At 54.6% G+C, this 13,090-nt stretch carries 13 protein-coding genes; 6 read left to right on the top strand and 7 right to left on the bottom strand.

What is annotated here, in order from left to right; translation table 11 throughout:
* Positions 1 to 108: 108 nt before the first annotated feature.
* Positions 109 to 1,503, bottom strand: a complete 1,395-nt coding sequence (gene ahcY, locus ACIQ5B_RS02780) for an adenosylhomocysteinase (RefSeq protein ID WP_397597689.1) — start codon at positions 1,501 to 1,503, stop codon at positions 109 to 111.
* 208 nt (positions 1,504 to 1,711) lie between these two features.
* Between ahcY and ACIQ5B_RS02785 the strand changes: the two genes are divergently transcribed.
* From ACIQ5B_RS02785 to ACIQ5B_RS02795, 3 genes are all read left to right on the top strand, one after another.
* Positions 1,712 to 2,191 (top strand): peroxiredoxin, encoded by a 480-nt coding sequence (locus ACIQ5B_RS02785; protein ID WP_397597690.1) that lies wholly within the window; start codon positions 1,712 to 1,714, stop codon positions 2,189 to 2,191.
* Positions 2,192 to 2,284: 93 nt separating this feature from the next.
* Positions 2,285 to 3,730 (top strand): AMP nucleosidase, encoded by a 1,446-nt coding sequence (locus tag ACIQ5B_RS02790; RefSeq protein ID WP_397597691.1) that lies wholly within the window; start codon positions 2,285 to 2,287, stop codon positions 3,728 to 3,730.
* A gap of 62 nt (positions 3,731 to 3,792) precedes the next feature.
* Positions 3,793 to 4,254, top strand: coding sequence for a hypothetical protein (locus tag ACIQ5B_RS02795; RefSeq protein ID WP_397597692.1), 462 nt, complete (start codon positions 3,793 to 3,795; stop codon positions 4,252 to 4,254).
* Between the two features lie 44 nt (positions 4,255 to 4,298).
* On the opposite strand, the gene ACIQ5B_RS02800 is transcribed toward ACIQ5B_RS02795, so the two are convergent.
* The 4 genes from ACIQ5B_RS02800 to ACIQ5B_RS02815 form a co-directional block, all read right to left on the bottom strand.
* Positions 4,299 to 6,173, bottom strand: a complete 1,875-nt coding sequence (locus ACIQ5B_RS02800; RefSeq protein ID WP_397597693.1) for a M2 family metallopeptidase — start codon at positions 6,171 to 6,173, stop codon at positions 4,299 to 4,301.
* 55 nt (positions 6,174 to 6,228) lie between these two features.
* Positions 6,229 to 6,678 (bottom strand): hypothetical protein, encoded by a 450-nt coding sequence (locus ACIQ5B_RS02805; protein WP_397597694.1) that lies wholly within the window; start codon positions 6,676 to 6,678, stop codon positions 6,229 to 6,231.
* Positions 6,679 to 6,748: 70 nt separating this feature from the next.
* Complete coding sequence (locus tag ACIQ5B_RS02810) at positions 6,749 to 7,327, bottom strand: GNAT family N-acetyltransferase (protein WP_397597695.1); 579 nt, start codon at positions 7,325 to 7,327, stop codon at positions 6,749 to 6,751.
* The gene (locus ACIQ5B_RS02815; protein ID WP_397597696.1) at positions 7,321 to 8,076 is read right to left on the bottom strand and encodes an alpha/beta fold hydrolase; all 756 of its coding nucleotides are present in this window, start codon (positions 8,074 to 8,076) and stop codon (positions 7,321 to 7,323) included. The genes ACIQ5B_RS02810 and ACIQ5B_RS02815 overlap by 7 nt, the downstream gene beginning before the upstream one ends.
* Before the next feature lie 138 nt (positions 8,077 to 8,214).
* Here ACIQ5B_RS02815 and ACIQ5B_RS02820 point away from each other — a divergent pair, with 138 nt between their 5' ends.
* Genes ACIQ5B_RS02820 through ACIQ5B_RS02830 form a run of 3 tightly spaced genes read left to right on the top strand, consistent with a single transcriptional unit; the run spans position 8,215 to position 11,225 of the window.
* A complete protein-coding gene (locus ACIQ5B_RS02820; protein ID WP_397597697.1) occupies positions 8,215 to 8,655 on the top strand; it encodes a MarR family winged helix-turn-helix transcriptional regulator in 441 nt (146 codons plus the stop codon).
* Positions 8,648 to 9,694, top strand: coding sequence for an HlyD family secretion protein (locus ACIQ5B_RS02825; RefSeq protein ID WP_397597698.1), 1,047 nt, complete (start codon positions 8,648 to 8,650; stop codon positions 9,692 to 9,694). The genes ACIQ5B_RS02820 and ACIQ5B_RS02825 overlap by 8 nt, the downstream gene beginning before the upstream one ends.
* A complete protein-coding gene (locus ACIQ5B_RS02830) occupies positions 9,669 to 11,225 on the top strand; it encodes a DHA2 family efflux MFS transporter permease subunit (RefSeq protein WP_397597699.1) in 1,557 nt (518 codons plus the stop codon). Before ACIQ5B_RS02825 ends, ACIQ5B_RS02830 begins: the two co-directional genes overlap by 26 nt.
* Positions 11,226 to 11,234: 9 nt before the next feature.
* Here the strand turns inward: ACIQ5B_RS02830 and ACIQ5B_RS02835 are convergent, their stop codons facing one another.
* Together ACIQ5B_RS02835 and ACIQ5B_RS02840 are read right to left on the bottom strand one after the other, a co-directional pair.
* Positions 11,235 to 11,882, bottom strand: coding sequence for a 2-hydroxychromene-2-carboxylate isomerase (locus ACIQ5B_RS02835; protein WP_397597700.1), 648 nt, complete (start codon positions 11,880 to 11,882; stop codon positions 11,235 to 11,237).
* A 4-nt stretch (positions 11,883 to 11,886) separates the two neighbouring features.
* Complete coding sequence (locus ACIQ5B_RS02840; RefSeq protein ID WP_395629228.1) at positions 11,887 to 12,912, bottom strand: aspartate-semialdehyde dehydrogenase; 1,026 nt, start codon at positions 12,910 to 12,912, stop codon at positions 11,887 to 11,889.
* Positions 12,913 to 13,090: the final 178 nt, after the last annotated feature.

Below are 13,090 nucleotides of genomic sequence, written 5' to 3' on the forward strand. Positions count from 1 at the left end.
CTTTAACTTACCCAGAACAAGCTAATGCCCAAATGCTTGCGCCGCGCAACGAAAAAAGCCCGCCACGTTTCCGCAGCGGGCTTTTCTTAGGTCTCGAAAGACGAAGAGTTAATAACGATAATGGTCTGGCTTGAACGGGCCTTCGGTCGACACGCCGATGTAACGCGCCTGCTTTTCGGTCAGCTTCGTCAACTTAACGCCAAGCTTTTCAAGGTGCAGCGTCGCGACCTTCTCGTCGAGATGCTTTGGCAAAACATAGACCTGGTTCTTGTAGTTTGCACTGTTGGTCCAAAGCTCGATTTGCGCGAGCACCTGGTTGGTGAAGCTTGCCGACATCACAAAGCTTGGATGTCCGGTTGCACAGCCAAGGTTGACCAAGCGGCCCTTTGCAAGAACGATGATCTGCTTGCCGTCTGGGAATTCAACCAGATCCGTGCCAGGCTTAACTTCCGTCCAGTTATAGTTGGACAAAGCGGAAACCTGGATTTCGCTGTCAAAGTGACCGATGTTGCACACGATGCTCATAGGCTTCATGTTCATCATATGCTCGGCGGTAATGACGTCGGCGTTGCCCGTTGCGGTGCAGAAAATATCTGCGCGCTGTACAGCCTCTTCCATCGTGACGACTTCAAAACCTTCCATCGCGGCCTGCAATGCGCAGATCGGGTCAACTTCCGTGACCATAACGCGCGCGCCGCCATTGCGCAGCGACTGGGCCGAACCCTTGCCGACGTCGCCAAAACCAGCAACACAAGCAACCTTACCAGCCAACATGACGTCGGTGGCACGGCGGATGGCGTCCACCAGCGATTCCTTGCAGCCATAAAGGTTGTCGAACTTTGACTTGGTAACGCTGTCGTTTACGTTGATCGCAGGGAATGGCAGTTCCCCCTTCTTCGCGATTTCGTAAAGGCGATGCACGCCCGTTGTGGTTTCTTCCGAAACGCCCTTCAGATTCTTCACGGTTTCCGTCAAATAACCCGGCTTCTTGGCAACAAATGCCTTCAGCGCACGCTGGAATTCAACTTCTTCTTCATTTTCAGGCTCGCCAAAGCTTTCGCCGCGCTCAAGCTTTGCACCCCAAAGCGCAAACATCGTCGCGTCGCCGCCATCGTCGAGGATGATGTTCGCCGTGGTTTCATCACCCCAATCGAAGATGCGACCGACATAATCCCAATAATCGGCAAGGCTTTCCCCCTTAACCGCGAACACGGGAATGTTTTGCGCGGCAATTGCCGCAGCGGCGTGATCTTGTGTCGAGAAAATGTTGCATGTGGCCCAACGGACATCTGCGCCAAGGGCTGTCAGCGTCTCGATCAGAACCGCCGTCTGAATGGTCATATGCAGCGAACCAACGATCCGCGCGCCCTTCAATGGCTGCGATGCGCCAAATTCTTCGCGCAGCGCCATAAGGCCGGGCATTTCGGTTTCGGCAATGTTTATTTCTTTGCGACCGAAATCGGCCTCATTAATATCGGCAATGACATAATCGTTGAAAGCCACAGGCTTAGTCTCCGGGAGGTTTTTGACGCCCAGCCCTTAGCTGCAGCTTTCAACGAAATCAAATATAAAGATTGCTTTATATGTCATTGCAGCTGGCTATTTCGTGATTTGAGGAACGCAATTTACGACTGAAGAGGAACCGCTACTTGACTTGCCCGACCGGGTCCCGGAATATGCAACCAACCCCACATTCAAAAGGAATCCAAATATGAGCATCTCCGTTGGCGACAAAATCCCTGACGTTAAGTTGGTAAAAGGGACTGCCGAAGGCCCGCAGCCTGTTCAGTCGGCAGAATATTTCGCAGGCCGCCGCATTGCGCTATTCTCGGTCCCCGGTGCATTCACGCCAACCTGCTCTGCGCGTCACCTTCCCGGCTTTGTTGAAAAGTCCGATGAACTTGCCGCCAAGGGCATTGATGAAATCGCCTGCACCGCCGTGAACGACGCCTTCGTCCTTGGCGCGTGGAACAAGTCTGGCGGATCAGACGCGATCACCATGTTGGCAGATGGCAATGGCGATTTCGCGGCTGCACTTGGCCTCGAAATGGACGGTTCGGCATTTGGCATGGGCAAGCGCGGTCAGCGTTTCTCGCTCGTTGTCAATGACGGCGTCGTGGAGCATGTGAATGTCGAAGCCCCCGGTGACTTCAACGTTAGCTCCGCCGAATATATGCTCGGTCAGCTTTAAGTTTACGAAATCTTGCCCTTTTGGGTATTTAAAGGGAGGGGCAACCCTCCCTTTTTTTGTTGCGAAAATTGGAAATTTCGGTGATGTGTATCCATGCCTAGTGAACAAGCTCAAAACATCATTAATCAACTCGTTACCGAATATGACGCCTCGGTAAAACGCTTACAAACCGCACTTGCCCATTATTTGAAGGATAGAACTCCGCCTTCATCCGACCAACGCGCGAGTAATGATTTCTGTTACCCCGAATTGGTCATAACCTACGCCGGTAAACAGCGCGAGACGCAGTCCAACCTTGCATTTGGCAAGCTTGAAAAAGTCGGAACATTCCGGACCACATTTACCAAGCCAGATTTGTTTGCAGATTATATTGGTGAGCAACTCGATCTGCTGATGGAACAATATGAGCTGGAGATTTCGGTTGGCCGCAGCAAACAGGAAATCCCCTTTCCCTATGTACTCGACGGGTCGGCGGATTTGGAACTGGGTACGGTCAGCCCCAACGAACTTGCACGCCATTTCCCTACGACAGAGCTTGCCGACATTGGCGATGAAATCGCCGACGGACTGCTTCGGATCAAGGGTAATGCCAGCGCGCCGCTTGCTCTGTTTGACGGCCTACGCACCGATTTTTCGCTCGCGCGCCTTCGCCATTATACCGGCGCACCCGCCGAGGATGTCCAACATTACATCCTGTTTACCAACTACCACCGTTATGTGGATGAGTTTGTCAGTTGGGCATGCACGCAAGTTGGCAATGGCCGATATACAGCCTTGTCGGGCGCTGGCGGTCTGTATGTCGACAAACCTACCGACAACGCGGCGCAGCTTGTTGCGGACAGCACATGGCGACGGCACCAGATGCCTGCCTACCATCTTATCGCGCCGGACAGATCGGGGATTACCCTCGTGAATATCGGCGTTGGGCCTTCCAATGCCAAGACCATCTGCGACCATTTGGCGGTGCTACGCCCGGAGGCATGGTTGATGATTGGCCATTGCGGCGGTCTTCGTGAAACGCAGCGGATTGGCGATTATGTCCTGGCGCATGCCTATCTGCGCGACGACCATATCTTGGATGACGTGCTGCCGCCCGAAATTCCAATTCCGCCCATCGCCGAAGTGCAGCAGGCACTGGCAAGTGCGGCAGAGCATGTTTCGGGGACCAGCGGTGCCAATCTGAAACGACGCATGCGCACCGGCACTGTGGTTACGACAGACGACCGCAATTGGGAGCTGCGTTATTCGGCATCGGCCCTGCGCTTTTCACAAAGCCGTGCGATTGCGATAGACATGGAATCAGCGACCATCGCGGCCCAAGGATATCGCTTCCGTGTACCCTATGGCACATTGCTGTGCGTGTCCGACAAGCCGCTGCACGGTGAAATAAAGCTACCGGGGCAAGCCAACCGTTTCTACGAAGAAGCGATCGCCGCCCATTTGCAAATCGGCATCCAGACATGCGAACTGCTTCGGGAGGCGGGAAATAGCCTGCACAGTCGCAAACTTCGCGCCTTTAACGAACCGCCCTTTAGATAGGGTCAGGAACGAATACTGAAGCAATTGATTATCCCTAAAGCATAACCAAGGAGGTACGGCCCATGCCGAAGAAACCCGAAAACACCGGACCGCTCAACAAACTGTTAAATACATTCCGCGCATTCGCCGACGGCTTGACCGGCGGCGCGCGTTCGGTCGCGCAGTCTGCGTCGACGACGGCAAAATCCGCAGTTGATCAGGCGTCCACCGCAGCTGCGACCGCTGGATCCGTGATCAAGGAAAACCCCGGCAAGACTGCTGCTGTTGCAGGCGCAGTTATCGCCACTGCCGCCGCGGCGGTCGCTGGCAAAAAGGTGTATGACCGCAAAGTCGGCGGGACAAAGGCACCAGCGAAAAAGCCAGCTGCCAAAAAGCCCGTTGCTAAAAAAGCTGTGACAACCAAGCCTGCTCCGAAAGCGGCTGCAAAACCGGCGGCAGCAAAGGCATCTAAGCCAGCTGCAGCCGCAAAGCCTGCACCAAAAAAGGCGGCACCGGTGAAGACGCCACCGAAGACTTCAGCTTAATCAAAAACGAAATGGCCCCGCCTGTGACAGCGGGGCCTATTTGCTTACCAGCCCTTTTTCGCGCCCTTGTTCTGCGCCTTGAGCCATTTCATGAGCGGGGCGAAATATTCCAGCATGGGCTTGCCCGACATTTCGCGCGTTCCTGTGAATGCTTGCAACGCATCTGGCCAAGGCTTTGATGCGCCCATTTCCAGCATTGCATTCAATCGCGTGCCGACCTCTTTATTTCCATAGAATGAGCAGCGGTGGAGCGGGCCTTTCCAGCCCGAAATATCGCAGGCTGCCTTGTAGAATTGGAACTGCAAAATCCGCGCGAGGAAATAGCGGGTATATGGCGTGTTGCCGGGAATATGATATTTCGCACCGGCGTCAAAACGGTCCGCTGGGCGCGCCACCGGCGGGACAATGCCCTGATATTGCAAACGCAAGTCGGTCCAGCCCTTGTTGTAATTGGCTGGCGTAATGGAACCATTGAAAACACCCCAGCGCCATTTGTCGATCAGCAATCCAAATGGCAGGAACGCGACTTTATCCATGGCTTGGCGCAGCAATAGTCCATTGTCCTTGTCGGCTCCGGGAACTTTGCTGGCATCCAATAGACCGATCTGCACCAGATAATTCGGTGTGATGGACAACGCGATGGCATCGCCAATCGCTTCATGGAACCCATCATTCGCGCCGTTCAAATATAGATATGACTGCTTGTTATATGCACGCTGGTAATAATTATGCCCAAGCTCGTGATGGATGGTCACGAAGTCATCGGATTTAACCTTGATGCACATCTTGATACGCAAATCATCGACATTGTCGATATTCCATGCAGAGGCATGGCAGACAACTTCGCGGTCGGCGGGCTTGATAAACTGCGCGCGATCCCAAAATGTCTTGGGCAATGGGGCAAAGCCAAGCGATGAGAAAAAGCCTTCGCCGACCTTGACCATGTCTTTTTCCGCCTTGCCACGATTGGGGCTAAAATCATCGGCTTCGGTTTGCTTGTATCCTTTGGCAACGAGCAACGCGCCAATATCATAACCGATATCGCCAGCCCCCGGAGGCGCGACGACGTCATAAATATTGCCCCATTCCTGTGCCCACATATTGCCCAACAGATCAGCGCGAATGGGCCCCGTCTTGGATTGGACCGCATCGCCATATTTCTTGTTTAGCTGGGTGCGGACATAGGTGTGCAATTCGTCATAGAGCGGCTTTACCTCAAGCCACAATTTATCCGTCAGCTTGGCAAAGTCATCGGCTGGCATATCATAGCCTGAACGCCACATTGCGCCGACATCTGCATAGCCCAGCTCAGTCGCGCCTTGATTTGCGATTGCAACCATCCGGGCATAATCCTTGCCCATTGGCGCGCCGACATTGTCATGCCAGCTCACCCACATTTCTTTCAGTTCTTCGGGGTTGCGGCTTGCCCCCATCGCAGCCTCAATATCGGAACCGTTGATTTCCTTGCCGTTAAGCGTGCCACGGCCTTTGCCATAAGCGGACTGCAGCTTGGTGGTGATGGTAGCAAGTTCAGCCGCTGCACCCGCTGTTGTCGGCGCGGGCAGCACGATACCGCCGCGTAAGATATCGAGCTTGCGTTTGGTGTCGTACGACAGGCCAGGAAGCGCCTGATACTTCGCCGCGTCCAACGCGTACCGGACCGATTTTTCGGTGCCAATCTCGCCATAGCGTGCCGCAAGTGCATCGGTGTCGTCCGTAATATGGGTTGAGTTGATCCATGCAACGCGCCCCGCTTCAATCGAAAAATCAAACAGGTCCTTTTCCGCAGTCGCGACGAAGGCATCTGCCTCAGCCACGGTCGGCGCAGATGAAGCTTGCGCCGAATCCTGCGCAAGCACGGCGGTCGGAAGGGAAAGTGAGGCAAATGCCAGCGCGGCGATTGATACAAGATTTTTCATGAAGGGTTCCCGGAAAAACAATATGTTCCGATGGTGAAACTTTCATGTGGCGGCGTCAACCCGCCCGGCGCGTTGTTCGTCGAATGTATAACGCCATCAGCAGACCAAAAAATGTAACGAGAAATGCGATCGTTTTAACCGGCTGCGCAGTGGCTGCGACCCCAGCCAACAGGTCGCTGCCTTTCAGCATCACTATCTGAACACATTGGCATAATGTTTCGATGGCGTCAGCCGCGCCGCCAATGATAGCTGTCAAGGCGATGGTCCAACCAAGCCGCCGCAAAGCAGGCTTTGATGATTGGGAAAATAGCCGCCCGCCGCAATAGGCGCCGAACGCATAAATCGCGATGTAGACCAGGTCGATGGCCATGCCGAATCTCGCAAGATTCAAAACTCCGGCTGCTTGCCATGCGCCCTGGATAGCATCCACCCGCAAGGCCGTACCTGCGGTTTGATGGTCCCGCATGCCGAATGGTGAAATCTCGTTTGAAAATGCCGGATCCATGGCGATCATCAGGGCAAGCAGCAACAGACCACTCAACCAAAATCGCCAAAAGCGACGCTCCAATTTACTTTCAGCCATTGTGCTTCGATTCCAACAGCATGTCCGCCGCTTTGGCATCATTCAGATTCATTCGGTAAATGACATGCGGCACTGGCGGTACGCCGTTAATCGCTTCGGGCACATATTCACCATCCAAGCGTGCGCCGATTTTCTCAATGGCGCGGCGCGAGCGCACATTTGTTGCGCCAATATTGAACCGAACGCTGTCAAAAAATTGGAAAGCGTGGAAAAGCATGAGCGCCTTCATCTCGCGATTATAGGCTCCACCCCAATATGCGCGCGCAAGAAAGCTCCAGCCAATTTCAATTTCATTGCGATCAGGTGCGTAATTTCCATATCGGCTGCCACCGATGATGCTGTTCGTAGCACGGTCGATCACAGCCAATGCTCCGCGCGATGCCATCGCGCCGGCAAAATATTCACGGAACACCGGTTCTTTATACCGATCCCATGCGGGGTGGACTTCCCACAGCAACGGGTCAGACGCCACCGCATACATTGCGTCCCAGTCGTTTTCGGTCAGTGGACGCAGCAATAGTTTGTCGCCAACCAGTGTTGGTTGCAAATCGGCATGGGCAGGCACTACCATGTCGTCGTCAGCGCCGCTACAAATGCCTGACCCAGCTCGGGCTTGGTTACTGCGCTCATGTGATTGCCGGGGACGGAAAAGAGCTTTCCGTGGCGCAGGAGTGCAGCAAGATCCGCGGCAGATCCGTTGTCATCATCCTGCTCGCCACACACTATGCCCACCGGCAAGTCCCAACTGGCAATCTCGGCTTCGCTGGTGTCGACAAACGTCTCCAATACATTGCGCAACGCTAATGGATCGCCGCCTGTTGTCTTCAGAAATGCCTCGGCCATCCAAGCAGCCGTCCCTTTTTCATGACGCCCCAAATTGTCGAAGACATGACGGAAATGCGCGCCGCGATTTCCGGTTTGCGTCAACCCTTGCAGACCCATTCCCGAAATGACTGCCTTCCCGGGCTGCGCGCCGCGCGCCAACATCCGCGCGACCGTTCGTCCGCCCAATGAATATCCACCAAGGTCATAATCTGCGATCCCCAAATGCGCGAGCAATGCGAATTGGTCATCGGCCAATATGTCGGGCGGGTAATCACTTGGCGCATGCGGCTTACCGCTGAGGCCATGGGCACGCAGGTCGGGCATGATGACGCGATACCCCGCGCCCGCCAAAGCCGCCGCATGGCCGTATTTGATCCAATTGGTGTCGGCCTCGGACATGAAACCATGGATGAGGAATAAGGGACGCCCCTGCCCCGTTTCACGCCAGACGATTTCCGTGCCGTCGGATGTTTCGAAGCTGTTGGATTCAATCATATATTGTGTCGTTCTTCTGTCGTCAGCGGATGTCTCTGGTTTGGCACGCGTAGATTGATCCGGAAAGTGTTTTCCATATTTTTGCGCGCCGCACCCAAAATTATTGCACATAATAAGCATAGCTATTATATCGACGGCATGAGTGATGATTTAGGCTTCCTATTGGGTGATGCGGCGCGTTTGCTGCGGCGTTCTTTCGATGAGCGCGCCCGCGCCGTTGGCGTGACACGGCCACAATGGCGGGTGCTGGCGCTGCTAAAGCGTTTCGATGGAAGCGCGCAGGTTACGATGGCCGATATGCTTGACGTCGAACCGATCACGCTCGGAAGAATGGTGGATCGCCTTCAGGATGCGGGGCTCGTCGAACGCCGAGCGGACCCCAATGACCGCCGTACATGGCGGCTGCACTTAACGGCACAAGGCGAACAAAAAATTGAAGCTCTGCGACCAACCGCCCTTGCATTGTTTGATGATGCTTTGGCCGGCTTGGATGCAACGCAACAAACAGAATTGGAAGCAATGTTGAACGTCATTCGTGCCAACTTAACCCGTAAACCGCATGAGGTGTCGAATGGCTGAGGCTGATCCAAAAATTGATGCTGGGACAACGACCAAGACAAAGTCGGGGCGCCTTGGCCGATTGGCGTTAATGGTTTCGGTTCCTTTGGTGCTGGTTGGCGGAGCAACTGCCTATTACATTGCCAATGACCATTATGTGTCGACCGACAATGCCTATGTCCAGCAAGACAAGGTGTCGATTTCCGCTGAGGTTGGAGGGCGGATCGTTGAAGTCGCTGTCCGTGAAAATGACGTGGTGAAAGAAGGCGACCTGTTGTTCCGGATTGATCCAGAGCCGTATCGTATAGCCATTTCGCAAGCCGACGCCGCCATTGCCGCAGCGCAGGTCCGCGTTTCAGCGCTCCAGACCGAATTTCAAACCACGGGTGTCGATATCGAGAGCGCACGTGAAGATGTCGCCTATTATGAAAAAGAATATCAGCGGCAATCAGCTCTGATGCAGGCTGGCTTCACCACCCGCGCTAGGTTGCAGGCCGCAGAACATGCCTTGTCCGACGCAAGGAGCCGCGTGGCCTCAGCGCTAGCCGACGCAACCAAGGCACGCGCAGCACTCGCCACGGGATCGGCGGCGCCCGGCGTAAATCCAGCCATTAAGGCAGGCCAAGCTCAACGCGAACAGGCCCTGCTTAACCTCTCACGCACCGAAGTGCGCGCGCCTATCGCTGGGGTCGTAAGTCAGGCTGAACGTTTGCAACCTGGCCAAATGATGGTGCAGGGATTGCCCGGTGTGACGATTGTCGCGAGCAACAAAAGCTGGATTGAGGCCAATTTCAAGGAAACCGATCTTGCGCATATGCGCGTTGGCCAACCTGCCGAAATCACATTTGATGCATATCCCGACCTAAAAGTCCGCGGTAAGGTAGCAAGCATTGGCGCTGGCACGGGCTCAGAATTTTCTGTCCTTCCGGCACAAAATGCGAATGGCAATTGGGTCAAGGTAACGCAGCGCGTCCCTGTACGGATATCGATTACCGACAAGCCAAAGCGTGCAATGATTGCAGGATTGTCGGCCCATGTCCGCATCGACACCAATAAATAATCCGCTCGATCAAGCCGCTTATCCGGTCAAAAACAAGGGGCTGCTGACGCTTGCCGTCATGGGCGCGACGATTATCCAAATTCTGGATTCGACCATTGCCAACGTCGCCATCCCGCATATGCAGACAAGCCTTGGCGCGACGATGGACACCATCACCTGGGTGTTAACAAGCTACATCGTCGCCAGCGCAGTGGCCATGCCCATTACGGGTTGGCTTGCCGACAGGATCGGCTCACGCAATCTGTTTCTGGGCGCAGTTGCCGGGTTCATTCTCGCATCTATGCTGTGCGGCATTGCGACAAGCCTCACCGAGATGGTGGCTTTCCGTATTTTCCAAGGTGTGTGCGCGGCATTCATTGGCCCGCTTTCCCAAACGATCATGCTGGATATCAATAAGCCGTCGGAGGCGCCGCGGGCGATGTCCATCTGGGGCATGGGCATCATGATTGCGCCAATATTGGGCCCCATGATTGGCGGCTGGCTGACCGAGAATTACAACTGGCGCTGGGTGTTTTACATTAACCTGCCCATCGGCATTCCAACGCTGGCCCTATTGTGGTGGTTGCTGCCTTCACGCCCCATCAATCGCCGTGAACTGGACCGTTTTGGTTTTGCGATGCTCGCTATTGGCCTCGCCACCTTGCAGTTGCTGTTGGATCGCGGCCAACAGGAAGATTGGCTGCAAAGTTGGGAAATCATCATTGAGCTTTTGGTTGTCGTGGCCGCTCTCTGGATGTTTACGATGCATCAAATAACAACCAATCGTCCAATGTTTGAACGGCTTTTGGTCACCGACCGTAACTTTTTTATCTCGCTGAATATGATGCTGTTGGTTGGTATGATGATGTTCGGCATTTTCGCGTTGCTGCCGCCAATGCTGCAAAATCTCTACGGCTATTCGGTATATGATACCGGTATATTATTGGCACCCAGAGGTGTCGGCATCGTGCTCGCAATGTTCATCGCGGCAAAACTTGCCGGTAAGGTAGATCCGCGCATCGTTGTTTTTGCCGGCTTTTTAATGACCGCAGCATCGATGTGGGTCATGACACGCTGGTCCTTGAACATGGACTGGCACTTGATTGTGTACACTGGCTTGTTTCAGGGTTTTGGCATGGGCTTTGTCTTCATTCCGCTTAACGGCATCGCATTTTCGACATTGCCCATGCGTCTGCGTACAGATGGCTCCAGCCTGCTATATCTGTTCCGGAGCCTTGGCGGCAGCTTTGGTATCTCCATCATGACCACCATGTTGGCGCGCAACATGCAGACGAGCCATGAAGACCTGGCATCGCACGTCACGTCTTCGTCTATGAGCGCAATTGACCCCGCGAGCGCCGACCGCCTCGGCGGGATCGGGGAGGCTGCATTGCAAATGATGAACCTGGAAATCAACAGACAGGCGGCAATGATTGCCTATCTCGATGATTTCAAACTGATGATGATAGTACTGATCGTCATCAGCCCGCTGATCTTCTTTTTGAAGCCGGGTGCAGCCGCCCCCGGACAGCAACCCGCTATGGCCGACTGACGATAAGGCTTATCGCGCAACAAGACCCTTTTGCTGCATCCGCCATACCGCCATATCAATGCGGTCCTGTCCAAAAAACGGCTCTCCGTCGAACACCAATGTCGGGACACCCCAATGCCCCGATGCTTCGAGAGACGCTTGATTGGCCGCAATCTCGGCGTCGAGCGTTTCAGCATCGCTGAGGGCTTCAGCATCCAGTTCAGCCAAGTCCAGTCCGGCGCGCGTCGCTGCGCCAGCGAGATGATCCCCTTCATGCCAGTTTTCGGCACCGCCCCAGATCAGGCGTGATACCTCATCACAAAATGCGAGGCTCTTGCCCCTGCGTGCAGCCGCCTGCCCCAAACGCGTCAGGCGGAAGATATAGGGCTGCTCATCAGCAATCTTACGGGTGCGGACATCCTGCACAATCGGATCAGGTCGTGGCGGACCGAACGGAATGTCGTGAAACTGCGCGACGCGAAACATATCCGTAAATGTGTAGCGCAGCCAATTGGGATGACTGCGTTCGAAAAAGTCGGGCTCACGCACTGCCAACGGATAGACCGGACGCAAGTTGATGGTCAGATCATATTGTTCGGCCAGCGCGCGATAACGCCGCGTCGCCAGATAACTATAAGGGCTGCGAAACGACCAAAAAACATCGGCTTGCAGCCCCATATACTTATCCCTTTTTCAAATGCCGACGTCCAAGAAGTTCGGCGATTTGCACCGCATTCAGCGCTGCCCCCTTGCGCAAGTTATCGGAGACGCACCAGAACGCAAGACCATTCTCCACCGTCGGATCTTCGCGCACGCGGCTCACATAGGTCGCATCATCACCAGCAGCTTCAACAGGTGTGGTGTAGCCGCCATCTTCGCGCTTATCGATCAACATGATGCCAGGCGCTTCACGCAGGATGTTTTGGGCAGTCTCTGCAGACATTTCGCGCTCATATTCGATATTGACCGCTTCACTGTGGCCAACAAAGACAGGAACACGCACGCAAGTCGCGGTGAGCTTGATTTTGGTATCGAGGATTTTCTTGACCTCGACCATCATCTTCCACTCTTCCTTGGTATAGCCGTCGTCGAGGAAGCTATCGATGTGCGGAATGACGTTGAAAGCGATCTGCTTGGTGAATTTTTTCGCGTCCGCGCTGTCACCGACGAAGATGTTGCGGCTCTGCTCGAACAATTCATCCATACCCTCTTTGCCCGCGCCCGAAACGGACTGGTATGTCGAGACAACGACGCGCGTGATCTTCGCATAATCGTGCAGCGGCTTCAGCGCGACGACGAGCTGCGCTGTCGAGCAGTTCGGGTTCGCAATGATATTCTTGCGCTTATAGATGTCGATCGCGTCTGGATTGACCTCAGGCACGATCAACGGGACATCTGGGTCCATACGGAACAACGAACTGTTATCGATGACCACACAGCCTGCAGCAGCGGCAATCGGTGCATATTTCTGGGTCGCTTCGGAACCGATGGCGAAAATCGCCATATCCCATCCCGACCAGTCGAAATTCTCGATATTCTGGATTTTGAGCATCTTATCGGTATCGCCATATTCGATTTCGATGCCCTGGCTGCGCGATGACGCCAGCACAGCCACTTCATCGGCAGGGAATGCGCGCTCGGCAAGAATATTGACGACCTCGCGGCCAACATTGCCCGTCGCGCCTGCAACTACGATACGATAACCCATGTTAACTTCCTTTTTGTGTTCCCCAGCGAAGGCTGGGGTCCAGCTATCGCTGGAGGACTATACCGAAGTCTGGACCCCGGCCTGCGCCGGGGCACACACAATAAAAAAGGCCGGGCTCTTTGTGGGAGCCCGGCCTTTTGTGTTTGGTTAGAAACGCAACGCGGCTCCTGCCTTATTC

Origin of the sequence: Sphingorhabdus sp. (genome assembly GCF_044374345.1) — a bacterium.
GTDB lineage: Bacteria > Pseudomonadota > Alphaproteobacteria > Sphingomonadales > Sphingomonadaceae > Sphingorhabdus_B.

Bases quoted from the DNA above. Each gene is read 5' to 3' on its own strand.
- ACIQ5B_RS02785 (WP_397597690.1), top strand. From the start codon at position 1,712: ATGAGCATCTCCGTTGGCGACAAAATCCCTGACGTTAAGTTGGTAAAA.
- ACIQ5B_RS02790 (WP_397597691.1), top strand. From the start codon at position 2,285: ATGCCTAGTGAACAAGCTCAAAACATCATTAATCAACTCGTTACCGAA.
- ACIQ5B_RS02795 (WP_397597692.1), top strand. From the start codon at position 3,793: ATGCCGAAGAAACCCGAAAACACCGGACCGCTCAACAAACTGTTAAAT.
- ACIQ5B_RS02800 (WP_397597693.1), bottom strand. From the start codon at position 6,173: ATGAAAAATCTTGTATCAATCGCCGCGCTGGCATTTGCCTCACTTTCC.
- ACIQ5B_RS02805 (WP_397597694.1), bottom strand. From the start codon at position 6,678: ATGGATCCGGCATTTTCAAACGAGATTTCACCATTCGGCATGCGGGAC.
- ACIQ5B_RS02810 (WP_397597695.1), bottom strand. From the start codon at position 7,327: ATGGTAGTGCCTGCCCATGCCGATTTGCAACCAACACTGGTTGGCGAC.
- ACIQ5B_RS02815 (WP_397597696.1), bottom strand. From the start codon at position 8,076: ATGATTGAATCCAACAGCTTCGAAACATCCGACGGCACGGAAATCGTC.
- ACIQ5B_RS02820 (WP_397597697.1), top strand. From the start codon at position 8,215: ATGAGTGATGATTTAGGCTTCCTATTGGGTGATGCGGCGCGTTTGCTG.
- ACIQ5B_RS02825 (WP_397597698.1), top strand. From the start codon at position 8,648: ATGGCTGAGGCTGATCCAAAAATTGATGCTGGGACAACGACCAAGACA.
- ACIQ5B_RS02830 (WP_397597699.1), top strand. From the start codon at position 9,669: ATGTCCGCATCGACACCAATAAATAATCCGCTCGATCAAGCCGCTTAT.
- ACIQ5B_RS02835 (WP_397597700.1), bottom strand. From the start codon at position 11,882: ATGGGGCTGCAAGCCGATGTTTTTTGGTCGTTTCGCAGCCCTTATAGT.
- ACIQ5B_RS02840 (WP_395629228.1), bottom strand. From the start codon at position 12,912: ATGGGTTATCGTATCGTAGTTGCAGGCGCGACGGGCAATGTTGGCCGC.